This is a genomic window from Chromobacterium sp. Beijing, from assembly GCF_021496765.1.
GTDB lineage: Bacteria > Pseudomonadota > Gammaproteobacteria > Burkholderiales > Chromobacteriaceae > Chromobacterium.
The window spans coordinates 579,441-601,891 of the sequence record NZ_CP053750.1; the positions used below are offsets into that span (position 1 = coordinate 579,441).

Consider the following 22,451-nt stretch of genomic DNA (forward strand, 5'->3'; position numbering starts at 1 on the left):
GCGCAGAAAGCGCCGCGCAGTCAATCCAGATGCGGTTCGAAGAATTCCAGCAAGCGTGACGGCAGCCAGTCCAGCGTGCCGGGGAAGGCGCCGGAGGCGAAGCCTACGTGGCCGCCGTGGCGGGGGAACTCCAAGGTGACGCTGGCGGCCACGTCGGTCTGGCGCGGCAGCGCCTGTTCCGGCAGGAAGGGGTCGTTGCGCGCGTTCAGCACCAGGGTGGGGCGGGCGATCTGGCCCAGCCGCGGTTTGGCGCTGGCGCTGCGCCAGTAATTGAGCGCGGTGCCGAAGCCGTGGATGGGCGCGGTGACCAGGTCGTCGAACTCGATGAAGGTGCGCGCGCGGCTGAGCTTGCCGCCGTCGAACAGGCCGGGATGGCGCTGCAGCGATTCCAAGGCCTTGGGCTTGAGCGTGCCCATGAACATGCGGGTGTACAGCAGTTTGCCCAGGCCGCGGTCCAGCCGGGTGCTGGCCGCCACCAGGTCCAGCGGCGCGGACACCGCCGCCGCCGCGCGCGGCAGCGCCTGCGCGCCTTCGTCCGCCAGATAGTTGAGCAGCATGCTGCCGCCCAGAGACACCGCGGCGGCGGCCAAAACGGGGAAGCGTTGCGCCAGCCGGCTCAGAATCCAGCGCACCTCGGCGCCGTCGCCGGCGTGATAGGCGCGCGGCAAGGGATTGTCCACGCCGCCGCAGCCGCGAAAATGCGGCACCACGCCGTTCCAGCCGCGCCGCTGCACCGCTTGCATCAGCGCGCGCGCGTAGTGGCTGTCGCTGCTGCCTTCCAGGCCGTGAAACAGCACCACCAGCGGCGCGCCGGGCCGTCCGGGCACAAAGTCCAGCGCGATGCGCGCGCCGTCCGGCGTGTCCCACAGTTCGCGGCGGTAGTCGGGGCGGCGGGTCTTGATCGCCAGCGCCGGCCAGATGGTTTGGGCGTGGCCGCCGCGCAGCCAGGCGGGAGACTGGTAAGCCATGGCTCAGTCCGGCTTTTTCTGCGCCGATTTGGGGCGGAAGGCCTTGACCACCGTCTCATGGGTTTCGATATAGGGGCCGTCCAGCAAGTCTATGCAATAGGGCACGGCGGCGAAAATGCCGGGCACTTCCACCTGGCCGTCGGCGCCGCGCAGGCCTTCCAGCGTTTCCTTGATCGCCTTGGGTTGGCCGGGCAGGTTGAGGATCAGCGCCTGCTTGCGGATCGCGCCCACCTGGCGGGACAGGATGGCGGTGGGCACGAAGCGCAGGCTGATCTGGCGCATCTGCTCGCCGAAGCCGGGCATTTCGCGGTCCGCCACCGCGAGCGTGGCTTCCGGCGTGACGTCGCGCGCCGCCGGGCCGGTGCCGCCGGTGGTCAGCACCAACTGGCAGCCTTCCTCGTCCACCAGCGCCTTGAGCGCGGCTTCGATTTGCGGCTGCTCGTCCGGGATCAGCCGGGAGACGATGGCGAAGGGGCTGGCCAGCGCGGCGGCCAGCCAGTCCCGCAGCGCCGGGATGCCCTTGTCCTCGTACACGCCGCTGCTGGCGCGGTCGGAGATCGAGACCAGGCCTACTTTCAGCATCACTCGTCGTCCTCTTGGTCCTGCTGATGCAGGCGCGGCTTGCCCGGTTCCGGGATCACGTCCTTGACGGCCTGATAGAGCAGGCGGAAGGACTTGGGCGGTTTGTTGTCCTGTTTTTCCTTGCGCGCGTTGCGGATCAGCGTGCGCAGCTGTTGCGGATCGGCGGCCGGGAAGTCGGTGACGAAGTTGGCCAGCATCTTGTCGTCTTCCATCAGCCGTTCGCGCCAGCGCTCCAGCAGGTGCTGCCAGGCGATGTGCTCGGACGATTCGCCCTTGAGAATTTGCAGGTATTGCTGGATCGGTTCCGGGTCCACGTCGCGCATCAGCTTGCCGATGTATTGCAGCTGGCGGCGAAGCGCGCCGTGCGCGGTAAAGCGTTTATAGTCCAGAATAGCGGTGAGCAAGTCTTCCGGCAGCTGCATTTTTTTCAGCGTGTCCTTGGACAGCTCCACCAGTTCGCGGCCCAGGTCCTGCAGCGCATCCATATCGCGCTTGCGCTGGGATTTGCTGACGTAGCCGTCGTCCGGGCTGTCGTTCTGGTAATGGGTCATCGTTGGCAATTCTCAATCGGTTTTCTCAAGGCTGGTATGATACCGGAAAAGGCCTCCGGCCGTTTCGACCATTGCGAAAGACACTATGGCAGACAAAACATTCAGTTTCAGCCAAGCCGCGCTGGAGGACATCGCCTCCCGCGTGATCGAACTGGCCAAGGCCGAGGGCGCCAGCGCCGCCGAGGCCGACGTTTCCGAAGGCCTGGGCCAGACGGTGAGCGTGCGCCTGTCCGAGGTGGAAACCATCGAGTACAACCAGGACAAGGGCGTGGGCGTGACCGTCTACCTGGGGCAGAAAAAAGGCCATGCCAGCACCTCCGATTTTTCCGAAGAGGCTTTGGCGGACACCGTGCGCGCGGCGCGGGACATCGCGCGCTACACCGCCGAGGACCCTTGCGCCGGCCTGGCCGATTCCCAATTGATGGCCACCGAGTTTCCCGATCTCAGCTTGTACCACCCGTGGGCGCTGCGGGTGGAGGAAGCCATCGAGCTGGCCAAAGCCTGCGAGGCCGCCGCGTTGGCGGCCGATCCGCGCATCCGCAATTCCGAGGGTGGCACCGCGTCCTCGCAGTCCAGCCATTTCGCCTACGCCAACAGCCACGGCTTCATCGGCGGCTACGCCAGCAGCCGCCACAGCATTTCCGCGGCGGTGGTGGCCGAGGACGGCGGCGCGATGCAGCGCGATTACTGGTATTCGTCGGCGCGGCGGCGCGAGGATCTGGACGCGCCGGAGGCCATCGGCGCCAAGGCCGGCCAGCGCGCGGCGCGGCGGCTGGGCGCGCGCAAGGTGAAGACCGGCCAGTATCCGGTGGTGTTCGAAGCGCCGATCGCCGCCTCGCTGCTCAGCCATCTGGTGGCCGCCATCAGCGGCGGCAGCCTGTACCGCAAATCGTCCTTCCTGCTGGATTCTCTGGGCAAGCCGGTGATGTCGGCCAACATCACCGTGGACGAAGATCCCTTCTTGCTGCGCGGCATGGCCAGCGGCGCCTTCGACAACGAGGGCGTGGCCACGGTGGCGCGCCGTCTGGTGGACAAGGGCGTGCTGCAGGGTTATATGCTGGGCAGCTATTCGGCGCGCAAGCTGGGCATGCAGACCACCGGCAACGCCGGCGGCGCGCATAATCTGGTCGTGCATTCCACCGGCGAAAGCCTGGAGGAGTTGCTGCAGGCCATGGGCACCGGCCTGCTGGTGACCGAGCTGCTGGGCCAGGGCGTCAACACCGTCACCGGCGATTACTCGCGCGGCGCGGCCGGCTTCTGGGTGGAGCGCGGCGTGATCGTGCACCCGGTGGAGGAAATCACCATCGCCGGCAATCTGCGCGAGATGTTCATGCAGATCGACGCGGTGGGCAACGACGTGCTGGAGCGCGGCGGCCGACAGATGGGCTCGGTGCTGTTGCGCAGCATGATGGTGGCCGGCGAAGCTTGAGGCCTGAGGCCGGCGATGGCGGATCTGTTCGCGCCGGAAGAGGGCGGCTGGCTGGAGCGCCTGTCGCCCGGCGCCGCCTTATTGCACCGCCGCGCCAGCGACATCGACGCGGCGCTGCTGGCGGAAGTGGAAGCCGTGCTGCGGCAAGCGCCGCCGCGCGGCATGCAGACGCCGGGAGGGCGGGCGATGTCGGTGGCCACTTCCAGCTGCGGCGCTTGCGGCTGGGTATCCGACGCGCGCGGCTACCGCTACGCCGAGCGCGATCCCGTCAGCGGCCAGCCGTGGCCGGCGATGCCGGCCTTGTTGCGCGTCTTGGCCGAACAGGCCGCCGCCGAGGCCGGCTTCCCGGATTTCGCGCCGGATGCCTGCCTGATCAACTGCTATGCGCCGGGCGCCAAGATGTCCTTGCACCAGGACAAGGACGAGCGCGATTTCGGCGCGCCCATCGTGTCCGTGTCGCTGGGTCTGCCGGCGATCTTCCTGTTCGGTGGTTTCCGCCGCGCCGAGCGTCCCGGCCGCATCGAGTTGCGCCATGGCGACGTGCTGGTGTGGGGCGGGCCGGACCGCATGCGTTTCCACGGGGTGCTGCCGGTGGCGGAGGGTGAACATCCTTTGCTGGGGCGCCGCCGCATCAATCTGACTTTTCGCAAGGCGCGCTGATCCATGGCTGAACCGGCCGATTTCGTTTCGCTGTCTTTATCCCTGTCTTTGCCCGCGGATTTTCGCCGGGACGACTTCATGGCCTTCCACCGCCGCGACGCTCAGGAGCTGTCCGAGCGGGTGACGGCGCTGAGCCTGAGCAAGGGCTTGCTGTGGCGCGGCGAGCCGGCCTGTCTGAGCATGACGTTCGCCGCGGACGCGGTGCGGGTGGGGCTGGACGCGGACGTTTCGCCTCAGGCCGGCGACGCGGCGGCCTTGACCGCCATGGCGCGCCGCATGCTGGGCTTGGCGCAGCCGGTGGCGGATTTCGAGCGCGCGCATCGCGGCCATCCGCAGCTGGCCGGCCTGATCGCCACGCGTCCCGGCTTGCGCGTGCCGCAGACCACCACGCCGTTCGAGGCGCTGGTCTGGGCCGTCACCGGTCAGCAGATCAGCGTCCACGCCGCCATCTCGCTGCGGCGTCGGCTGATGCAGTTGGTCGGCAAGCGCCACAGCGGCGGTCTGCTGTGCCATCCGTCGCCGGAGCAATTGGCGGAGCTGGAGGCGGACCAACTGGGCCAGGCCGGCTTCTCCCGCGCCAAGACCCGGACCTTGCTGGAACTGAGCCGGCAGACGGCCGACGGCGGCTTGCCCTTGCAGGGCTGGCTGGACGGCGGCGCGCCGGAGGAGATCGCCGCGCGCTTGCTGGCCTTGCCCGGCATCGGCCCGTGGACGGTCAGCTACGCGCTGTTGCGCGGCTATGGCTGGCTGGACGGCTCCTTGCACGGGGACGTGGCGGTTCGGCGCGGCCTGCAGCGCTTGCTGGAGCGGGCCGAGGCGGTGTCGCCGCGCGAAACCGAGCAATGGCTGCAAGGCTTCGCGCCGTGGCGCGCGCTGGTGGGCGCGCATTTATGGGCCATGCAGACGGCGGCTGCTTATTGAGCCTGTACGGCCGATTTCCTCCGCGCGAAGTTGGCGCTGGCCGCGGCGTTTGACTATGTCTAAATAGAACAAGAAGCCGTGCGGCGTCGGGCATGCCGATCCGCCGCCAATATAGCCACGCGAGGTGCGGGATGGGGAGGCAATCCGATATCGGGCTGGTCTTGTCGGGCGGCGGCGCGCGCGCGGCGTACCAGGTGGGGGTGTTGCTGGGAATTGCCCGGCTGCTGCCGGATGCGCGCGTCAATCCCTTTCCCATTATTTGCGGCACGTCCGCGGGGGCGATCAATGCGGTGGCGCTGGCCTCCGGCGCCGGTAATTTCCATCTGGCGGTGTCCACGCTGGCGCAGATGTGGAAGCAATTGCACATCCAGGATGTCTACGACGCCAGTTCCGGCTATTTTCTGAAGACTTTTCTGCACTTCGGCCTGTCCATCCTGTCCGGCGGCCGTCTGTGGCGCAATCCCAAGAGCTTTCTGGACAACGCCCCGCTGCGCGAGCTGCTGACCAAGGTGATGGTGTTCGAGGGCATAGACCATTCCGTGCGTCACGGCGCGCTCAAGGCGCTGGCGCTGACGGCTTCTTGCTACACCACCGGGATGTCGGTCACTTTTTTCCAGGGCGCGGACAGCCTGGAGGAGTGGGAGCGCTATCAGCGGCTGGGGCTGCGCGAACGCATCAATATCGAACACATGATGGCCACCTCGGCCATTCCGCTGATTTTCCCCTCGGTCTGCCTGGGCGAGAAGTTTTACTGCGACGGCGCGGTGCGGCAGCTGTCCCCCTTGTCGCCGGCCTTGCACCTGGGCGCGGAAAAGCTGTTTGTCGTCGGCCTGGCCAGCAAGCGGCCGGACACCATAGAACGCCGCCACAGCGGTTTCTATCCGTCGCCGGCGCAGATTTTCGGCCATCTGCTCAATAGCGTGTTCATAGACAGCATGTCGGTGGACATGGAACGGCTGACCCGGGTCAATCACACCGTGTCGCTGCTGCAAAGCCATGAGGACCTGGCGCGGCAGACCCAGTTGCGCAAGGTGGACATCTTCATGCTCAACCCCAGCAAATCGCTGGAGGGCATCGCCTACAAGCACACCCGGCTGTTTCCGCCCTTGCTGCGCTTCCTGCTGAAGGGTACCGGCGCCACCCGTCACCGCGGCACGGCCCTGGCCACTTATCTATTGTTCGAGCCGGGCTACACCCGCGAGCTGATCACGCTGGGCTATAAGGACGCCTTGCATCAGAAAGAGGCGATACGCCGCTTTCTGGAACTTTAAGCCGCGGGGCGGTTCTGACTCCTCCATGTTGTATGGCACAATCATGCGCCATGACGTAATACCGCCAAACATTGAGGAAGATATGGGCTTGAGCAACCGACAAGGTTTTCTGCTGATCGCCGCCGCCTGCGCCGGCGCGATGGGTTTTGCATTGTTCGCGCAATACCAGCTGGGCCTGGAGCCGTGCCCGCTGTGCATTTTCCAGCGCATCGGCGTGATCGCCGCGGGCGTGATCGCCTTGCTGGCGGCGCTGGTCAATCCAGGCCGTTGCGGCGCCAGGGCCTGGGGCGGTTTGACGATTCTGGCCGCCTTGGCGGGCCTGTCGGTGTCGCTGCGCCAATTGTGGCTGCAACATCTGCCGGCGGACCAGGTTCCGGCCTGCGGTCCCGGCCTGGAGTTCCTGATGGAGTCCTCGCCGTTGACGGAGGTGATTTCCAAGGTGTTCAAAGGCAGCGGCGAGTGCGCCACCGTGGAGTGGACCTTCCTGGGAATGGCGATGCCGTTCTGGGTGGCGGTCTTCTTCGTCGGCGTGATCGGCTTCGCCGGCTGGTTGATGGCGCGCAAGTCCGCCTGACGCCGGATTGCCGCGCAGCGAAGGCCGCCTTGGGCGGCTTTTTTCTTTGGGCCATGATCTTATTGCATGCTTAAGATGTAAATAATAATGCCGGCATCGGAAACCGCGCGGCGGGCAGCCGCGCCTGTGCTTTTATCGCCACAGCTGAAATTTATTTAAGATGTTGATTTTAAATGGGTGTGCGTTCTTCCAGCCTTGGGAAGGGGGCCGGCGACTACCGCCAATCTCTTTGTAGCGCCCGCTGCGGCAGCTTAGGGGCGCGCGCCGCGACCGGCGAGCGCACTACAAGGGGGTAAGGAGATGAAACGCAGCTATCTGGCGGTTGCCGCGGCGGGCATGGGCTTGGGCATGGGCGCTTGGGCGGAGGAGGCCGTCCCGCTGGAGCGGGTGACGGTGACCGGCTCCAATATCAAGCGCATCGGCAAGGAAAAGGCTTTGGCGGTGGAGGTGATCAAGAAAGAGGATATCGACAAGACCGGCGCGTCCACCGTGATCCAGTTGCTGGACCGGCTGCCGTCGGTGGGCAGCCTGCTGGCCGGTACCAACTCCAACAGCTTTGCCGCCGGCGCGGCCACCGCCGGCCTGCGCGGCATGAGCTCCAAGTACGTGCTGGTCTTGCTGAACGGCCGTCGCTTGCCCAATTACGCGATGTTCATCAGCGGCACCGACGCCTTTGTCGATCTGAACACCTTGCCGCTGTCGGTGATTGAATCGGTGGAGATTCTGCGGGACGGCGCATCGGCCATTTACGGCTCCGACGCGGTGGCCGGCGTGATCAACTTCAAGACCCGGCGCAACTTCCGGGGCGCCGAGGCGGCGCTGCGCGGCGGCGGCAATCTGGATGGAGACGGCATCGAGCAGGGGCTGAATCTGAGCGGCGGCTTCGGGGATCTGGAACAGGACGGCCAGAACCTGCTGCTGTCTTTCGACGTTTACCACCGCGAGCCGGTGTTTAGCCGCAACCACGACGCCACCCGCAGCAACGATTACCGTTTTCAGGGCGGGCCGGATCTGCGCAGTGGCGCGCAATGGGGCTATTGGAACGACCGCACGCCCAACGCCGACAGAAGCAACGCGCTGGCCAAGCCCTTGCCCGGCTGCCCGCCGTGGCGGCTGACCACCCGGCCCAGCGGAGCCGCGCTGTGCGTGTCCGACGTGGATGAGATGGGCGCTCAGTTAGCGCCGCGCACCAGTCGTTACGGCTTGATGGCCCATTACACCCGGCGTTTGAGCGGCGACGCGGAGTTCTTCGCCGAACTGGGACTGAACCGCACCGAGACGCCGCTGGACGGCGCTTATTCCTTTGTGCAGACCATTGTGTCGCCCAATTGGGCGATTTATCCGCGGGACGGCGGCCTGGCGTCGGTGTATCCGGACTTCAAACCCACCGACAATCTGCAAATCACCCGCAATCTGTCGGAGAACGGCCGGCGGCTCAACGAGATCACCAGCGACACGTATCGCGCGGTGCTGGGCGGACGCGCCTTGTGGCGCGACTGGGATCTGGAGAGCTCGCTGAACCTGGGTTTGAACAAGGTGGAGGCGAGGCAGAACAATGTGGTGTTGAACGACGCTTTCCTCGCCATGTTGCGGAACGGCGCCGACGGCGGGCCGCTCTATAACCCGTTTTCGCAGCAGAACGACGCCGCCGCGCTGCGGCCGTATCTGGCCACCATCGCCAACACGTCCTCGTCGCGTTTGTCGGCGTTTGAATTCAAGGCCAGCAATGATGAGTGGTTCAGGCTGCCGGCCGGCCCCGCCGGCTTCGCCGCCGGTCTGCAGTGGTCGCATGAATCGATAGACGCGCAGCCGGACCCGCTGCTGCAAACCGGCAAGATCATGAATTTCGCCGTCCAGCAAAGTCTGCGGGCCAGCCGCTCGGTGCTGTCCGCTTTCAGCGAAGTCAATTTGCCGGTGTTGAAGAATCTGGAGGTCCAGCTGGCGGTGCGCGCCGACCGCTACAACGATTTCGGCGACACCTTCAACCCCAAGCTGGCTTTTTCCTTCCGCCCTGGGAGCCGGCGATGCTGCGCGGCTCCGTCACCACCGGTTTCAAGGCGCCGACGCTGCCTCAGCTGTACGCGTCGCGCCAGGCCTACACTTCGGTGTACGACTACGCGCAGTGCGCCGACCGCGGCATCGCCCGCGAACGCTGCAGCCTGGCCAGCAATCAGCTGCGCAGCGGCGGCAACGCGGGGCTGAATCCGGAGGAGTCGCGGAACTACGCGCTGGGCCTGGTGCTGCAGCCGACTCCGGCGCTGTCGGCCACCGTGGACTGGTACCGGATCGAGGTGTCCAACACCGTGCAGTCGCTGGACCCGCAATACGTGCTGGACAATCCGGACCGTTTTCCAGGCTTCGTGGTGCGCAAGCCCGCCGATCTTCCCGGCGTAAGGGGGACATCGACTACATTTCCGCGCCGTACATGAATATCGGCAAGACCCGGACTTCCGGCGTCGACATCGATGTGCAGTACGACTGGTCGCTGGGCGCTTACGGCAAGCTCAAGTTCCGCAACGCGCAAAGCCGCATCTTCAGCTACCGGGAATCGCAGACCGAGACCGATCCGATGCTGGAGTACGCCGACTACGGCGCGCAGCCGCGCTGGAAAAACGTCTTTGAAGTGAGTTACAGCCGGGGCGGCTATTCTGTGGGGCTGACGGCGCGCAGCTACGCGTCTTTCAAGAACCTGTACTCCCAGCTGTACCGCAATGCCGGGGACGTGAAGGAGAGGGTGGGGTCCTACACCGCGCTGGATCTCAGTGTCGGCCTGAAGCCGAGCAAGGGCTTCAGCGTCAGCGGCGGCATACGCAATCTGGGCAACCGGATGCCCAGCTACGCCACCGGCGCCGGCTTCAGCGGCGGGGCGGCCGCTTACTCCGGCCCCGCCACCGATTTATGGGGGAGGATGTTGTACCTGTCCGGCCGTTACGTATTCTAGGAGGGCGCATAGGCCGCGGGCATGGCGGGGCGAGGCCGTCGGAGCGGGGTCAGCGCTGGTGTTGGGGCGTCAAGGTGGCGGGGGCGGGGCTGACCGCGTTGCGGCCGGAGCGCTTGGCGATGTAGAGCGCGCTGTCGGCGTCTTCGTAGAAGGTGCGGCCGTTGTCGTCCGTTTCCGGCACCCGGGCGGCGACGCCTATGCTGCAGGTGACTTTGCGCAAGGGGCTCTTCAAATGCGCCAGCTCCAGTTCTTCCAGCCGGGCGCGGAAGCCTTCCGCCGCGGCCACCGCCTGGTCCTGCCCGCATTCTTCCAGCAGCACGCCGAACTCTTCGCCGCCCAGCCGCGCCACGATGTGGCGACGGGGGCTGAAGTAGGCGTTCAGCTCTTGCGCCAGCCTTTGCAGGATCAGATCGCCGGCGTAATGGCCGTAGTGGTCGTTGTAGCCTTTGAAGTTGTCCACGTCCAGGATCAGCAGCGCCAGCGTCTTGCCGGCGGCGCGGTGCTTGTCCAGCGTCGGCGCCAGGATTTCGTCGAAGTGCCGGCGGTTGTAGAGCCCGGTGAGGCCGTCGGTATTGGCCTGCAGCAAAAGCTTGGATTGCCGCGACACGAAGCGGACGCTGCCGGCCAGCCACAGCAGGATGGCGGTGGTGACGCCGCTCCAGAACACCGAGGCCAGCGTCAGCAGCAGGACGCTGAGCACCAGCACGCCACAGGAGGCCAGCAGATAGGCCGGCAGAATGCCCTGGCGGTGCTTGTAGCGGCTGAGCAGCAGGTCCAGCAGCAAGATGGCCAGCGCGTTGATGACGGCTTTCCATCCCAGCGGCAGCGGCACCGGCGTGTTGTCCTGTTGCAGCCCATGAAGCAGGAAGGCGTTGATTTCCACGCCGGGCATGCCGCGGTTGTTGGCCGACAGCGGCGTGGCGTGGATATCGCCCAGGCCGGTGGCGGTGGCGCCCACCAGCACGATCTTGCCGGCGAAGAAGGCGGGAGGCAGTTGATTGAGCGCGTCGATATAGGACACTTGCTGGAACGGCGGCGGGCCGGACAGATAGGGCACCATCACCGGGTCTTCGCGCAGCCAGCTGCCCGGCTTGCCGTGCGGCATCGCCATTTTCTGCTGTTCGGACTGGCGCTGGCCATTGGCCAGATCCAGCACCGCCTGCGCGAAATTGGGGTGGTGGGGCGAGCCCAGGCCCGCTTTCAGATAGACGCGGCGGATCACGCCGTCGCTGTCCAATTCGTAGTCGGTGTGCCCCAGACCGGCGCTGGCGGCGGCGATGGCGGGCAGGGGCCGGGTCTCGGTCAGGCGGTTGTCCTGCATTTCCGGAAACACCGGACTGATGACTTTGCCGTTGCGGCGGATGGCGTCCGCCAGCGCCTGATCCGACTCCGGCATATTGTGCGAGGGCTCGGCCAACACGATGTCCAGGCCCACGGCCTTGGCCTGCGCCAGCTTGTCCACCAGCTGGGCGTGGAATTCGCGCGGCCAGGGCCAGCGGCCCAGCTCCGACAGGCTGCGCTCGTCCACCGCGACGACGACGATGTCGCTGGTCTGGTTATGGTTGGACTTGATCCGGATCAGCCCGTCGTACAGCCAGAAGTCCAGCCGCAGCAACAGGCCGGAGAGGGTCAGCAGAGCCGCCAGCAAGGCCAGCAAAAAAGGCAACAAGCGCAGAATCTTGTCGCGATAGTAAGTTAGCATGTTGCCATTCTAGGGAAGTTTTCCGGGAAGAGTGAGCATTTCTTGCTCTTCCGTCGCCAAGTAGCCGTGTTCTCCCTCGATCTTGACGCTTGCCTTGTATTGCCCGGCCGGCAAGGCTTCCAGCGCCTTCAGTTCCCATTGCGGCTTATCGCTGCTCAGCGAGAACGGCTGCGCGTTGGCGGCCTGGGCCGCGGTCAGCGTCAGGGTGTAGCGCGCGCGGGCGACGGGATAGGGGCGGGCCGCCAGCACCGGGGTGGTTTTGTCCAGGCGGCTGAGCCAGCCCTTGGTCTCCACTTTTTGCGCGGCGGAGAAAGGACCCGGCCGGCCTTGCGCGTCCAGCCGCGCCAGCCTCCAGTACCAGACGCCGGATTCCGGCAACTCGGTTTTGAACTCGGCCTCGGCCACGCTCTGTTCCAGCAGCGGCTGGGCGAAATCCGGCTGGCGCGAAATCTGCAGCCGCAGCGGGCGTTCCGCGCTGGCGTCCACCCGCAAGGTCAGGGATTTGCCGCGCAGCTGGACGCCGTCCGCATGGGTGAACAACAGCGGCGGCAGCGGGTAGGCTTGCAGTTTGAAGCTGCGCGTGCTGTCGTAGCCTTCCAGGCCGGAGCGGTTCTTGGCGCGGACGTGCAGCACGTAGTCGCCGTTGCCCGGCAGGCGCGGATAGTAACGCGGCGCCTGCAACTGGCGCTCGGCCAAGCGCTTCTTGCCGCTCAAGGTCACGCGGTAGGAGGCGGCGCGTTCGTCGCGCTGCCACTCCAGCGGCGGCGGGTTGAACTGGCTATTGTCCGCCACGGTGGACAGGTCCGGCGGCGGCGGCAGTTCTTCCGGCTTGCTTGGCCCGCTTTTACGGCTGGACAAGGTGCCGAAACCGGCGGGCACGTCCACCTTGCTGCGACGGCCCTTGACCTCCACGCTGCCTTTGAGCACTTCCGCCAAGGTGTCTTCGCCGCCGGCGGCGTTGACGCGGAACTCCGTGCCGCGCACGGTGGTGACCGCCGACGGGGTGCGGATCTCGTAGCGGCTGGGCATCAGGATGTTGGGAATCACCGAATTGCCGGTGCTGCCGTTGTTCAGCTTGATCTGGGACTGGATCGCCCCGGTGCTGGGGTAATAGACCTGGGTTTGCAGGCTCAGATCGGTATTGGCGTTGATCACCAGCGAGGAGCCGTCGACGAAGCGCAATTTGATCATGGCGTCGTTGCCGGTCGTGAAGCGGGTGCCTTTGGGGTATTTCTTGCCCACCGCCAGATCCAGCGGCTTGCCCTTGGCGTCGGCCGCGGCGGATTCGCCGGCCATGTCCTCCAGGGTGGCGTCGGATTGCGCCTGTCGGATCCAGGGGTAGGGGACCCGCAGGATGCTGCCGGGGATCAGCCGATAGGGGTTGGCGATGCGATTTCTGGCTTGCAGCTTCGGCACATAAGCGGGAGACGACAGATGCTCGGCCGCCAGCGACCACAGATTGTCGCCGTTTTTGACCGTATATTCCCAGATGGCCTTGTCGGCGGGATCGCCCGCCAGGGCCAGTGTGCTGGCGAAGCAGCCAGCCGCCAGGATTAAATTGCGCATAGTTGAATCTCTTTATATGGAATGCAGAAAGTCAACCAAAAGTATCACCGCAGCCCAGGCGCATTGCAAGCTGATAAGCAATAGAATGGTAGTTGTTTGTCCTAAGTTGGGCGATATGCGAATGCTTGCTTGAAATATGCGACGCAAAATGCAAAAAAGCAGCCTAAAGGCTGCTTTTTTGCAATGCTTGGCGGAGTGGACGGGACTCGAACCCGCGACCCCCGGCGTGACAGGCCGGTATTCTAACCAACTGAACTACCACTCCAGCAAATGGTGGGCGGTACTGGACTCGAACCAGCGACCCCTGCCGTGTGAAGGCAGTGCTCTACCAACTGAGACTAACCGCCCGAAACCGTTGCTCCGTTTCCGGATACTGCTATGCAATGCTGTTGGCGGAGTGGACGGGACTCGAACCCGCGACCCCCGGCGTGACAGGCCGGTATTCTAACCAACTGAACTACCACTCCAACCGAAACTTGGTGGGCGTTGACGGAGTCGAACCGCCGACATTCTGCTTGTAAGGCAGACGCTCTACCAACTGAGCTAAACGCCCGAATCCGGGTACTGCTTTCAATACTGTTGGCGGAGTGGACGGGACTCGAACCCGCGACCCCCGGCGTGACAGGCCGGTATTCTAACCAACTGAACTACCACTCCAACCGAAACTTGGTGGGCGTTGACGGAGTCGAACCGCCGACATTCTGCTTGTAAGGCAGACGCTCTACCAACTGAGCTAAACGCCCGAATCCGGGTACTGCTTCAATACTGTTGGCGGAGTGGACGGGACTCGAACCCGCGACCCCCGGCGTGACAGGCCGGTATTCTAACCAACTGAACTACCACTCCAACCGCAAAACTTTGGTGGGCGTTGACGGAGTCGAACCGCCGACATTCTGCTTGTAAGGCAGACGCTCTACCAACTGAGCTAAACGCCCGAATCCGGGTACTGCTTTAATGCTGTTGGCGGAGTGGACGGGACTCGAACCCGCGACCCCCGGCGTGACAGGCCGGTATTCTAACCAACTGAACTACCACTCCAACCGAAACTTGGTGGGCGTTGACGGAGTCGAACCGCCGACATTCTGCTTGTAAGGCAGACGCTCTACCAACTGAGCTAAACGCCCGAATCCGGGTACTGCTTTCAATGCTGTTGGCGGAGTGGACGGGACTCGAACCCGCGACCCCCGGCGTGACAGGCCGGTATTCTAACCAACTGAACTACCACTCCAACCGCAAAACTTTGGTGGGCGTTGACGGAGTCGAACCGCCGACATTCTGCTTGTAAGGCAGACGCTCTACCAACTGAGCTAAACGCCCTGAATCCTTTTCGCTGCTGCGTTTGCGTTTCAGCGAGGAGGCGAATTAAAACACAGGGTTTAAGCTTGCGCAAGTGGTCTACCCGCAAATTTTTGCAACCGGCGGCAATTTCGAATAAATGCTCCAAAATTTAATGTTTTTGTCAGACAGAAAGGTGACGCCGACTTTGCCGCTAAGGTATCATGCCGCCATTAGCTATTTATCGGATGACGTTACGAATGAAGCCGACCTTTCTCGATTTTGAGCAGCCTATTGCCGAGCTCGAGAACAAAATAGAAGAACTTCGCTATGTTCAGGACGATTCCGTGCTGGACATCTCCGAGGAGATCGCGCGCCTGCAGAAGAAGAGCCAGGACTTGACCAAGTCCCTCTACGCCAAGCTGACGCCGTCTCAAATCGCCTTGGTGGCGCGCCATCCGCAGCGCCCCTACGCGCTCGACTATATAGAGAGTATTTTCACCGACTTCGAAGAGCTGCACGGCGACCGCGCGTTTGCCGACGACGCCGCCATCGTGGGCGGTCTGGCCCGTTTCAACGGCCAGTCGGTGATGGTCATCGGCCAGCAGAAGGGCCGGGACACCAAGGAAAAGATCCGCCGCAATTTCGGCATGCCGCATCCGGAAGGCTATCGCAAGGCCCTGCGCCTGATGAAGCTGGCCGAGAAGTTCGGCATCCCGGTGGTCACCTTGGTGGACACCACCGGCGCTTGGCCCGGCATCGGCGCGGAAGAACGCGGCCAATCCGAGGCCATCGGCCGCAATCTCTATGAAATGACCCGTTTGCGCGTGCCCGTCATCGTGACGGTGATCGGCGAGGGCGGTTCCGGCGGCGCGCTGGCCATCGCGGTGGGCGATTGCGTCAATATGCTGCAATACGCCACCTACTCGGTGATTTCGCCGGAAGGCTGCGCCTCCATCTTGTGGAAGACCGCCGAGCGCGCGTCCGACGCCGCGGAAGCCCTGGGCATCACCGCGCCGCGCCTGAAGACGCTGGGCTTGATCGACCGCGTGGTCAACGAGCCGGTGGGCGGCGCGCATCGCGATCACGCTCAGATGATGGCGACGCTGAAGCGCGTGCTGCAGGAAGAGTTGAAAGACTTGACCGGCAAGCCGATCGACGAGTTGCTGAAAACCCGTTTCGACAGATTGATGAGTTATGGCCGCTTCAAGGAAGCCGCAGCCTGACCCGCTCGAATCTCTGTTAAGCCATTGGCCGGACGAATTGTCCGGCCAATGTGCTTTTGAGGTGGGCTTGAGCGGCGGCCTGGATTCGGTGGCGTTGCTGGCGCTGCTGTGCCGCGCGCGGGAGCGCCGTCCGGAGCTGGAGATCCGCGCGGTGCATGTGCACCACGGGCTGAGCCCGAACGCCGACGCCTGGGCCGAGCACTGTCGCGCCTTGTGCGCGTCGCTGGGCGCGTCTTTGCGGGTGGAGCGGGTAAAGCTGGTCCTGAGCGGCGGCGGCAGTCTGGAAGCGGTGGCCCGCGAGGCGCGCTACCAGGCGTATCGGCGTTCCGCCGCCGGCGTGGTGGTTTTGGCGCATCATCTGGACGATCAGGCGGAAACCGTGCTGCTGCAATTGCTGCGCGGCGGCGGCGCGCGCGCTCTGGCGGCGATGCCGGCCTTGCGCAAGCTGGACGCGGACGGGCCCTGGCTGTGGCGGCCCTTGCTGGGTTTGCGCCGGCGGCAGCTGGAGGCGTTCGTTCAAGCGCAGGGCCTGAGCTGGGTTGAGGACGAGAGCAATCAGGACGAGCGCTGGCGGCGCAATCTGCTGCGTCAGCGGCTGCTGCCGCAGCTGGAGGCGGCGCTGCCGGATTATCGCCGGCATCTGACGCGATCGGCCGGCTTGCTGGCGGACGCCGCCGCGGTGCTGGACGAGGTGGCGGCGCAGGATCTGACCGCTTGCCGGCGCGAAGGCGGCCTGGACCTGACTCGCTGGCGCGGCTTGTCCGCGGCCAGGCAACGCCAATGCCTGCTGGCCTGGCTGCGCGGCCTGGCCTGGCCGGTGCCGGAGCCGGACGCGCTGGCGGAGTTCCAGCGCCAGGCGCTGGAGGCCGGCGCCGCCAGCTGTCCGCGGCTGAGTCTGGCGCGGGGCCTGTTATACCGTTATCGCGACGGCCTGTTCGCCTTGCCGGCGCTGCCGGCGCCGGCGGCCGTGTCGCTGGGGCGGTGGAGCCTGAGGCGGAACGTCTGGTGCAAGAGTGGGGCGGAACGCTGAGCTGGGAGTGGCGGCCGCGCGGCCTGCCGGCGGAGGCCTTGGCGCGGGGTTTGAGCCTGCGGCCGCGCGAGGGCGGCGAGCGGCTGGCGGCCGGGGTGGGGCGCAAGCCGGTGAAGAACTTTCTGCAGGAGTCCGGCATCGCGCCGCCCTTGCGCGAGCGCTGGCCGCTGTTGTGCGACGCCGACGGGCGCGTGCTGGCGCTGCCCGGCGTGACGGTGGACGCCGAACTGGCCTGCGGGCCGGGCTGGTGGCCGCTGTGGCGGCCGCTGTCGGCGGAGCCGCGCTGACGTGAAAAACGCCTGCCGATCCGGCAGGCGTTTTGCATTTGCAATCTCATGTCTCGCGATGCGCAGCGGACTTTGCGCAAATTCTCAGGCGGCGTTCAGCGGCAGGCTGACGATGCCCGCATCGTCCAGGCGCAGATAGCCGCCCTGGTTCCCGTGCCAGTCCTGGATCACCCAACGCTCGGAGGCGCCGTGTCGGTGGGCCGCGGGGCGGTGGGTATGGCCGTGGATCAGCGTCGGCCAGTCGTGGGCGGCCAGCAGCGCCTCGACCGCGTCGGCGGCGACGTCCGAAATCTCGCTCAGGCCGTTCTGTTGTTTGCTCATCTCGCTTTGCTGGCGCGCCTGACGCGCGATCGCGTGGCGCTCCGCCAGCGGCCGCGCCAGCATCGCCCGCTGCCACTGCGGGTTGCGGCTGACGGCTCGAAACTGCTGATAGGCGGCGTCGCCGGTGCACAGCGCGTCGCCGTGGCTGAGCAGGCAGCGGCGGCCATGGGCCTCGATCAAGCTTGGATCGTCCAGCAGCCGCGCGCCGCTGCGCAGACAGAAGCCCTCGCCCAGCAGGAAATCGCGGTTGCCGTGCATCACGTACAGCGGCGTGGCGGCGGCGAAGGCGCGCATCGCGGCCAGCGGCGTTTCCAGGAACGGCGAATCGTCGTCGTCGCCCACCCAGTATTCGAACAGATCGCCCAGGATGTAGAGCGCGTCGATCCGGCCTTGCCAGGCTTGCAGCGTGTCCAGAAACAAACGGTTCAGCGCCGGAGTGTCGTCCGCCAGGTGCAGATCGGAAATGAAGTGAATGGCCATGTCGCGTGCGGATGAGTTGAAGCCCGGCCGGACGGCCGGGCTGGAAGCGCGCCGCGCGTCGCGCGGCGTCGGCGAATCAAATGATTTCGGCTTTCTCGATCACCACGGCTTCCGCCGGCACGTCCTGATGCGGGCCGCTGCGACCGGTGCGCACCGCCTTGATGCTGTCCACTACGTCCTGGCCTTCCACAACCTGGCCAAACACGGCGTAGCCCCAGCCTTGGGCGCTTTCCGATTTGAAATCCAGGAAGTCGTTGTCGGACACATTGATGAAGAACTGGGCGGAGGCCGAGTGCGGGTCCATGGTGCGGGCCATGGCCACGGTGTAGGCCTTGTTGGCCAGGCCGTTATTGGCCTCGTTCTCGATCGGCGCGTTGGTCGGCTTTTGCGACATGTCGGCGGTGAAGCCGCCGCCCTGGATCATGAAACCGTTGATCACGCGGTGGAAGATGGTGCCGTCGTAATGGCCGCTTTTTACGTACTCTTCAAAGTTGGCGGCGGTTTTCGGGGCCTTGTCGGCGAACAGTTCCAGCACGATGGCGCCGAAGTTGGTGGTCAGTTTGATCATGGTGTTTCCTTGATGACGGGCAGGCCGCGTGGGGCCTGCCGGTATGAAAGAGGTTGTAGAAAAGCTTAAGGCTTGATGGTGACTTTCTGGATCACGATGGGCTCGAACGGCACGTCGCCCATGCCGTTCATGCTGCCGGTGCGGGTCTTGGCGATGCGGTTGACCACGTCCATGCCGCGGGTCACTTTGCCGAACACCGCATAGCCGGCGCCCTGGGGTGTCGGGGATTTATAGTCGAGGAAGTCGTTGTTGGCCACATTGATGAAGAACTGGGCGGTGGCGGAATTCGGGTCCGCGGTGCGGGCCATGGCGATGGTGCCTATGCCGTTCTTCAGGCCGTTGCTCGCCTCGTTGGCGATGGCGGCGCGGGTGGGCTTCTGGTTCAGCTTGGTGTCGAAGCCGCCGCCCTGGATCATGAAGCCGTCGATCACGCGGTGGAACACGGTGCCGTTGTAGTGGCCGGCCTTGGCGTAGGCGACGAAGTTTTCCACGGTCTTGGGGGCTTTGGCCGAGTCCAGCGCAATCTCGATATTGCCCTTGTTCGTGGTCATTTCCACTGTCGGCGAGGCCAGGGCCACGGCGGGCAGCGCGCTCAACGCCAGCATGCTCAGCATTCGTTTCATGGTTGCTTTATTCAACAGGGTTATGAGGAGCCGCCAATATTAGCACAGCCTTTTGATTCAGCGCATGGCGCGGCTGTCTTATGCTTTTAGCCTAAGGCGGACTTCTTGTTTTTTTAAAAAATAGTATTTAGACTCCACCCCCTAAAAATTGTGTGATCGCTATCTATTTGGATGGCATATTTTCGCACGCAAGCTCGGTTTCCAATAACAAAGGCGGCAGCCGCCGCCGGGGTAGATATAAAAAAATGAAAGCATTCGCACCTTCCGCTGTTCGCCTCATTCCCGCGCTGGTGGCCGGCCTGTTGGCCGCCGCGCCGCTGGCTCAGGCCGCCGGCTTCCAATTGTCCGAGCAAAGCGTGGCCGGCCTGGGCCGCGCCCACGCCGGCGCCGGCCTGGTGGGCGACGACCTGTCCGCCGTCTTCTACAACCCGGCCGGCATGACCTTGATTGAAGGCACTCAGGTGCAGGGCGGCTTCACCTACGCCGAAATCGACGCGCCGTTCGAAGGCAAGGGCGGTTTCCCGGCCGCGCGCCAGGGCAGCGACAACGGCCGCGCCAAGGCCGAATTCATCCCCAACGCCTATCTGGTGCATCAGTTGAGCGAACGCGCCCGCCTGGGTCTGGGCATCACCGTGCCCTTCGGCCTCGGCGCGAGCTATGACGACAACTGGGTGGGCCGCAACCACGGCATTTCCAGTTCCATCATGACCGTGGACTTCAACCCGTCCTTCGCCTACAAGCTGGACGACAAGTGGAGCTTCGGCGCCGGCGTGTCGGCGCAGTACGCCAAGGCCGATCTGAAGCAGGGCGCGTTTTTCCAAGGCGCCACCGGCGAGATCGACGCCGACAGCTGGGCCTACGGCTACAATCTGGGCCTGATGTACGCGTTCAACCAGGACAACCGCGTTGGCCTGTCCTATCGCTCCAAACTGAACCACAAGGCGCGCGGCGACTACAAGGCTAGCGGCTTCAACCAATCCACGCTGCCGGGCACCTCGATTCCGCTGCCGCAGAAATTCCATATCGACGGCACTTATGCCGGCGGCGCCGACGTCACCACGCCGGAATCGCTGCTGCTGTCCGGCTTCAGCCGTCTGAACAGCAAGTGGGCGCTGAGCGCCACCGCGCGCTGGACCAACTGGAGCCGCTTCGATCAGCTGGTGATCAAGGGCAATCCGCTGGCCGACACCGTGATCAATAATCACTGGAAAGCCAGCTGGCTGTTCTCGGTGGGCGCCGACTACAACTTCAACGAGCAACTGACGCTGCGCAGCGGCGTGGGCTATGAAACCAGCCCGGTGCGCAACGCCAGCTACCGCAATCCGCTGATTCCGGACACCGACCGCGTCTGGCTGAGCCTGGGCGCCAGCTACAAGGCCAGCAAGCAGCTGACCGTGGACGCCGGCTACACCTATCTGATGGGCGTGGGCGACCGCGACATCAACCATACCGCTCCGAGCCCGCTGGGCAACGGCGACACGCTGCAAGGTTCTTACAGCTCCATCCGCGGCCACTTGCTGGGCGTGCAGATGCAGTACAAGTTCTGATTCAGACAAGCCTGACCGTCCCGCCGCCGCCGGCTTCGCCCGCGGCGGTTTTTTCATGTCCGGGGGTGCGGTTTGTCCGGCGGCAGGCTAGAGTAGGGCGCTGTGTTTCACTGAGCGTCCATTCCCATGTCCGTTGCCCCTCCCCATGGCTGCGGCTGAGCCCGCTGGCCGGCCTGTTGCCCTATCTGCGCCCGTACCGGCTGCGCGCCTGGCTGGCCTTGCTGGCCCTGATCGTGGCCGCCGCTGCCACCCTGTTGCTGCCGGTGGCGTTTCGCTTTCTGATCGACCATGGTTTCAGCCAGCGCGCGGCGGCGGACATCAACCGCTATTTCCTCGGCCTGTTCGGCGTGGCGGCGGTGCTGGCCCTGGCCACCGCGCTGCGTTTTTATTGCGTGTCCTGGCTGGGCGAACGCGTCACCGCCGACATCCGCCGCGCGGTGTATCAGCATGTGATCCGGGTCAGCCCGGAATACTTTGAAGTCACCCAGACCGGCGAGGTGCTGTCCCGGCTGACCACCGACACCACCTTGGTGCAGACCGTGATCGGCACCAGCCTGTCCATGGGGCTGCGCAACGCGCTGCTGATGCTGGGCGGCCTGGCCATGCTGATGGCCACCAGCCCCAGTCTGACCGCCTACATCCTGGTGACGCTGTTGCTGGTGGTCTTGCCCATCGTGGTTTTCGGCCGCCGGGTGCGGACCTTGTCCCGTTCCAGCCAGGACCGCATTGCGGATTCCAGCGCCATCGCCGGCGAAACCCTGAACGCCATTCCCACGGTGCAGGCCTTTAATCAGCAGGCGCGGGAGAGCCGGCGCTTCGGCGCTTCGGTGGAGACGGGTTTCGACGCCGCGCTGGCGCGCATCCGCGCGCGCTCCTGGCTGACGGTGGCGGTGATCCTGCTGATCTTCGGCGCCATTGTCTTCGTCTTGTGGCTGGGCGCGCACGCGGTGCTGGAGGGCGCGATGAGCGCCGGCCAGCTGGGCCAGTTCATCCTGTACGCGGTGGTGACCGCCGGCGCCATCGGCGCGCTGGCGGAGGTGTGGGGCGATGTGCAGCGCGCGGCCGGCGCCACCGAGCGTCTGATGGAGCTGCTGTCCCTGCGCTCGCCGGTGACGGAGCCGGCCGCGCCGCGCGCCTTGCCGGCCGGGCCCGCCGGCCTGGCGTTGCGCGACGTCGATTTCGCCTATCCGTCCCGCCCCGGCCAGCCTTCGCTCAGCGGCATCCGGCTCAGCGTGCGCCCCGGCGAGCACGTGGCGCTGGTGGGGCCGTCCGGCGCCGGCAAGTCCACCTTGTTCCAGCTTTTGCTGCGTTTTTACGATCCGCAGCAAGGGCAATTGCTATTGGGCGGCGTGGACGTGCGCGAGCTGTCCTTCGCCGATTTGCGCGGCCATGTGGGCGTGGTCTTGCAGGATTCGGTGATCTTCGGCGCCAGCGCGCTGGAGAACATCCGCTACGGCAAACCCGAGGCCAGCGACGAGGAGGTGCGGGCCGCGGCCCGCGCCGCCGCCGCCGACGGCTTCATCGAGAAGCTGCCGCAGGGCTACGACACCTATCTGGGCGAACGCGGCGTGCGCCTGTCCGGCGGCCAGCGCCAACGCATCGCCATCGCCCGCGCCATCTTGAAGAACCCGCCTTTGCTGCTGCTGGACGAAGCCACCAGCGCGCTGGACGCGGAGTCGGAACAACTGGTGCAGCAGGCGCTGGAGCGCGCCGCGCAAAACCGCACCACCCTGGTGATCGCCCACCGGCTGGCCACGGTCAAGCAGGCGGACCGCATCGTGGTGCTGGACCAGGGCCGCATCGTGGCCGAAGGCAGTCACCAGAGCCTGTTGGCCGACTCGCCCTTGTACGCGCGGCTGGCGGCCTTGCAGTTCGCCGCCGGCGGGGAGGGTTGAGGCAGCGTCCGCTTAAGCATAATGAATAGTCTAT

General features: G+C 65.3%; 19 protein-coding genes, 12 tRNA genes and 1 pseudogene. 12 read left to right on the forward strand and 20 right to left on the reverse strand.

Features of this window, described 5'->3' with window-relative positions; all coding sequences use genetic code 11:
- Window positions 1-20: 20 nt before the first annotated feature.
- From HQN78_RS02825 to yjgA, 3 genes are read right to left on the reverse strand one after another with little or no spacing between them, the layout of a single operon-like run.
- The gene (locus HQN78_RS02825; RefSeq protein WP_107799698.1) at window positions 21-968 is read right to left on the reverse strand and encodes a YheT family hydrolase; all 948 of its coding nucleotides are present in this window, start codon (window positions 966-968) and stop codon (window positions 21-23) included.
- 3 nt (window positions 969-971) lie between these two features.
- Window positions 972-1,550 (reverse strand): molybdopterin adenylyltransferase, encoded by a 579-nt coding sequence (gene mog / locus HQN78_RS02830; RefSeq protein WP_235087781.1) that lies wholly within the window; start codon window positions 1,548-1,550, stop codon window positions 972-974.
- Window positions 1,550-2,101, reverse strand: a complete 552-nt coding sequence (gene yjgA, locus HQN78_RS02835; protein ID WP_081545106.1) for a ribosome biogenesis factor YjgA — start codon at window positions 2,099-2,101, stop codon at window positions 1,550-1,552. The genes mog and yjgA overlap by 1 nt, the downstream gene beginning before the upstream one ends.
- Before the next feature lie 85 nt (window positions 2,102-2,186).
- Between yjgA and pmbA the strand changes: the two genes are divergently transcribed.
- From pmbA to HQN78_RS25410, 7 genes and pseudogenes are all read left to right on the forward strand, one after another.
- Window positions 2,187-3,530, forward strand: a complete 1,344-nt coding sequence (gene pmbA / locus HQN78_RS02840; protein WP_235087784.1) for a metalloprotease PmbA — start codon at window positions 2,187-2,189, stop codon at window positions 3,528-3,530.
- A gap of 15 nt (window positions 3,531-3,545) precedes the next feature.
- Window positions 3,546-4,190: a DNA oxidative demethylase AlkB gene (alkB, locus tag HQN78_RS02845; protein ID WP_235087787.1), complete on the forward strand. Its 645-nt coding sequence runs from the start codon at window positions 3,546-3,548 to the stop codon at window positions 4,188-4,190.
- A 3-nt stretch (window positions 4,191-4,193) separates the two neighbouring features.
- Window positions 4,194-5,111, forward strand: coding sequence for a DNA-3-methyladenine glycosylase (locus tag HQN78_RS02850; RefSeq protein WP_235087789.1), 918 nt, complete (start codon window positions 4,194-4,196; stop codon window positions 5,109-5,111).
- Window positions 5,112-5,242: 131 nt separating this feature from the next.
- Window positions 5,243-6,382, forward strand: a complete 1,140-nt coding sequence (locus HQN78_RS02855; protein ID WP_107799693.1) for a patatin-like phospholipase family protein — start codon at window positions 5,243-5,245, stop codon at window positions 6,380-6,382.
- A gap of 82 nt (window positions 6,383-6,464) precedes the next feature.
- Complete coding sequence (locus tag HQN78_RS02860; RefSeq protein ID WP_107799692.1) at window positions 6,465-6,956, forward strand: disulfide bond formation protein B; 492 nt, start codon at window positions 6,465-6,467, stop codon at window positions 6,954-6,956.
- 348 nt (window positions 6,957-7,304) lie between these two features.
- Window positions 7,305-9,385, forward strand: a pseudogene (locus HQN78_RS02865) (TonB-dependent receptor plug domain-containing protein).
- Complete coding sequence (locus HQN78_RS25410) at window positions 9,382-9,897, forward strand: TonB-dependent receptor (protein WP_255701210.1); 516 nt, start codon at window positions 9,382-9,384, stop codon at window positions 9,895-9,897. The pseudogene HQN78_RS02865 and the gene HQN78_RS25410 overlap by 4 nt, the downstream one beginning before the upstream one ends.
- Window positions 9,898-9,946: 49 nt before the next feature.
- Here the strand turns inward: HQN78_RS25410 and HQN78_RS02870 are convergent, their stop codons facing one another.
- The 14 genes from HQN78_RS02870 to HQN78_RS02935 form a co-directional block, all read right to left on the reverse strand.
- Window positions 9,947-11,599, reverse strand: a complete 1,653-nt coding sequence (locus HQN78_RS02870; RefSeq protein ID WP_107799690.1) for a CHASE2 domain-containing protein — start codon at window positions 11,597-11,599, stop codon at window positions 9,947-9,949.
- A 9-nt stretch (window positions 11,600-11,608) separates the two neighbouring features.
- Window positions 11,609-13,165 carry a FecR domain-containing protein gene (locus tag HQN78_RS02875; protein ID WP_107799689.1) on the reverse strand — a complete coding sequence of 519 codons (1,557 nt, stop codon included), beginning with the start codon at window positions 13,163-13,165 and terminating at the stop codon, window positions 11,609-11,611.
- 188 nt (window positions 13,166-13,353) lie between these two features.
- A tRNA-Asp gene (locus HQN78_RS02880) sits at window positions 13,354-13,430 on the reverse strand.
- A gap of 6 nt (window positions 13,431-13,436) precedes the next feature.
- Window positions 13,437-13,513: transfer RNA gene (locus tag HQN78_RS02885), tRNA-Val, on the reverse strand.
- 42 nt (window positions 13,514-13,555) lie between these two features.
- A tRNA-Asp gene (locus HQN78_RS02890) sits at window positions 13,556-13,632 on the reverse strand.
- Window positions 13,633-13,642: 10 nt separating this feature from the next.
- A tRNA-Val gene (locus tag HQN78_RS02895) sits at window positions 13,643-13,718 on the reverse strand.
- 27 nt (window positions 13,719-13,745) lie between these two features.
- A tRNA-Asp gene (locus HQN78_RS02900) sits at window positions 13,746-13,822 on the reverse strand.
- 10 nt (window positions 13,823-13,832) lie between these two features.
- Window positions 13,833-13,908, reverse strand: a tRNA-Val gene (locus HQN78_RS02905).
- A 26-nt stretch (window positions 13,909-13,934) separates the two neighbouring features.
- Window positions 13,935-14,011: transfer RNA gene (locus HQN78_RS02910), tRNA-Asp, on the reverse strand.
- 13 nt (window positions 14,012-14,024) lie between these two features.
- A tRNA-Val gene (locus HQN78_RS02915) sits at window positions 14,025-14,100 on the reverse strand.
- A gap of 26 nt (window positions 14,101-14,126) precedes the next feature.
- A tRNA-Asp gene (locus HQN78_RS02920) sits at window positions 14,127-14,203 on the reverse strand.
- Between the two features lie 10 nt (window positions 14,204-14,213).
- A tRNA-Val gene (locus HQN78_RS02925) sits at window positions 14,214-14,289 on the reverse strand.
- 27 nt (window positions 14,290-14,316) lie between these two features.
- Window positions 14,317-14,393 (reverse strand) — tRNA-Asp (locus HQN78_RS02930).
- Window positions 14,394-14,406: 13 nt separating this feature from the next.
- A tRNA-Val gene (locus HQN78_RS02935) sits at window positions 14,407-14,482 on the reverse strand.
- Window positions 14,483-14,700: 218 nt separating this feature from the next.
- Here HQN78_RS02935 and HQN78_RS02940 point away from each other — a divergent pair.
- From HQN78_RS02940 to tilS (HQN78_RS02950), 3 genes are read left to right on the forward strand one after another with little or no spacing between them, the layout of a single operon-like run.
- A complete protein-coding gene (locus tag HQN78_RS02940; RefSeq protein WP_107798665.1) occupies window positions 14,701-15,666 on the forward strand; it encodes an acetyl-CoA carboxylase carboxyltransferase subunit alpha in 966 nt (321 codons plus the stop codon).
- 37 nt (window positions 15,667-15,703) lie between these two features.
- Window positions 15,704-16,696: a tRNA lysidine(34) synthetase TilS gene (tilS, locus tag HQN78_RS02945; RefSeq protein WP_235087792.1), complete on the forward strand. Its 993-nt coding sequence runs from the start codon at window positions 15,704-15,706 to the stop codon at window positions 16,694-16,696.
- A complete protein-coding gene (tilS, locus tag HQN78_RS02950; RefSeq protein WP_235087794.1) occupies window positions 16,672-16,983 on the forward strand; it encodes a tRNA lysidine(34) synthetase TilS in 312 nt (103 codons plus the stop codon). The genes tilS (HQN78_RS02945) and tilS (HQN78_RS02950) overlap by 25 nt, the downstream gene beginning before the upstream one ends.
- A gap of 84 nt (window positions 16,984-17,067) precedes the next feature.
- Here the strand turns inward: tilS (HQN78_RS02950) and HQN78_RS02955 are convergent, their stop codons facing one another.
- From HQN78_RS02955 to HQN78_RS02965, 3 genes are all read right to left on the reverse strand, one after another.
- Window positions 17,068-17,784, reverse strand: a complete 717-nt coding sequence (locus HQN78_RS02955) for a UDP-2,3-diacylglucosamine diphosphatase (protein WP_235087796.1) — start codon at window positions 17,782-17,784, stop codon at window positions 17,068-17,070.
- A gap of 76 nt (window positions 17,785-17,860) precedes the next feature.
- Window positions 17,861-18,352 (reverse strand): peptidylprolyl isomerase, encoded by a 492-nt coding sequence (locus HQN78_RS02960; protein WP_107798668.1) that lies wholly within the window; start codon window positions 18,350-18,352, stop codon window positions 17,861-17,863.
- A gap of 65 nt (window positions 18,353-18,417) precedes the next feature.
- Complete coding sequence (locus tag HQN78_RS02965; RefSeq protein WP_227107700.1) at window positions 18,418-18,975, reverse strand: peptidylprolyl isomerase; 558 nt, start codon at window positions 18,973-18,975, stop codon at window positions 18,418-18,420.
- 245 nt (window positions 18,976-19,220) lie between these two features.
- Between HQN78_RS02965 and HQN78_RS02970 the strand changes: the two genes are divergently transcribed.
- Window positions 19,221-20,522 carry an OmpP1/FadL family transporter gene (locus HQN78_RS02970; protein WP_227107702.1) on the forward strand — a complete coding sequence of 434 codons (1,302 nt, stop codon included), beginning with the start codon at window positions 19,221-19,223 and terminating at the stop codon, window positions 20,520-20,522.
- 164 nt (window positions 20,523-20,686) lie between these two features.
- Window positions 20,687-22,417, forward strand: a complete 1,731-nt coding sequence (locus tag HQN78_RS02975) for an ABC transporter transmembrane domain-containing protein (RefSeq protein WP_255701239.1) — start codon at window positions 20,687-20,689, stop codon at window positions 22,415-22,417.
- Window positions 22,418-22,451: the final 34 nt, after the last annotated feature.

What these genes read in the sequence shown, in the direction of transcription:
- pmbA (WP_235087784.1), top strand. Translation starts at nt 2,187, where the DNA reads ATGGCAGACAAAACATTCAGTTTCAGCCAAGCCGCGCTGGAGGACATC.
- alkB (WP_235087787.1), top strand. Translation starts at nt 3,546, where the DNA reads ATGGCGGATCTGTTCGCGCCGGAAGAGGGCGGCTGGCTGGAGCGCCTG.
- yjgA (WP_081545106.1), bottom strand. Translation starts at nt 2,101, where the DNA reads ATGACCCATTACCAGAACGACAGCCCGGACGACGGCTACGTCAGCAAA.
- HQN78_RS02870 (WP_107799690.1), bottom strand. Translation starts at nt 11,599, where the DNA reads ATGCTAACTTACTATCGCGACAAGATTCTGCGCTTGTTGCCTTTTTTG.
- HQN78_RS02960 (WP_107798668.1), bottom strand. Translation starts at nt 18,352, where the DNA reads ATGATCAAACTGACCACCAACTTCGGCGCCATCGTGCTGGAACTGTTC.
- HQN78_RS02860 (WP_107799692.1), top strand. Translation starts at nt 6,465, where the DNA reads ATGGGCTTGAGCAACCGACAAGGTTTTCTGCTGATCGCCGCCGCCTGC.
- mog (WP_235087781.1), bottom strand. Translation starts at nt 1,550, where the DNA reads ATGCTGAAAGTAGGCCTGGTCTCGATCTCCGACCGCGCCAGCAGCGGC.
- HQN78_RS02940 (WP_107798665.1), top strand. Translation starts at nt 14,701, where the DNA reads ATGAAGCCGACCTTTCTCGATTTTGAGCAGCCTATTGCCGAGCTCGAG.
- HQN78_RS25410 (WP_255701210.1), top strand. Translation starts at nt 9,382, where the DNA reads ATGAATATCGGCAAGACCCGGACTTCCGGCGTCGACATCGATGTGCAG.
- HQN78_RS02850 (WP_235087789.1), top strand. Translation starts at nt 4,194, where the DNA reads ATGGCTGAACCGGCCGATTTCGTTTCGCTGTCTTTATCCCTGTCTTTG.
- HQN78_RS02875 (WP_107799689.1), bottom strand. Translation starts at nt 13,165, where the DNA reads ATGCGCAATTTAATCCTGGCGGCTGGCTGCTTCGCCAGCACACTGGCC.
- HQN78_RS02965 (WP_227107700.1), bottom strand. Translation starts at nt 18,975, where the DNA reads ATGAAACGAATGCTGAGCATGCTGGCGTTGAGCGCGCTGCCCGCCGTG.
- HQN78_RS02825 (WP_107799698.1), bottom strand. Translation starts at nt 968, where the DNA reads ATGGCTTACCAGTCTCCCGCCTGGCTGCGCGGCGGCCACGCCCAAACC.
- HQN78_RS02955 (WP_235087796.1), bottom strand. Translation starts at nt 17,784, where the DNA reads ATGGCCATTCACTTCATTTCCGATCTGCACCTGGCGGACGACACTCCG.
- HQN78_RS02970 (WP_227107702.1), top strand. Translation starts at nt 19,221, where the DNA reads ATGAAAGCATTCGCACCTTCCGCTGTTCGCCTCATTCCCGCGCTGGTG.
- HQN78_RS02855 (WP_107799693.1), top strand. Translation starts at nt 5,243, where the DNA reads ATGGGGAGGCAATCCGATATCGGGCTGGTCTTGTCGGGCGGCGGCGCG.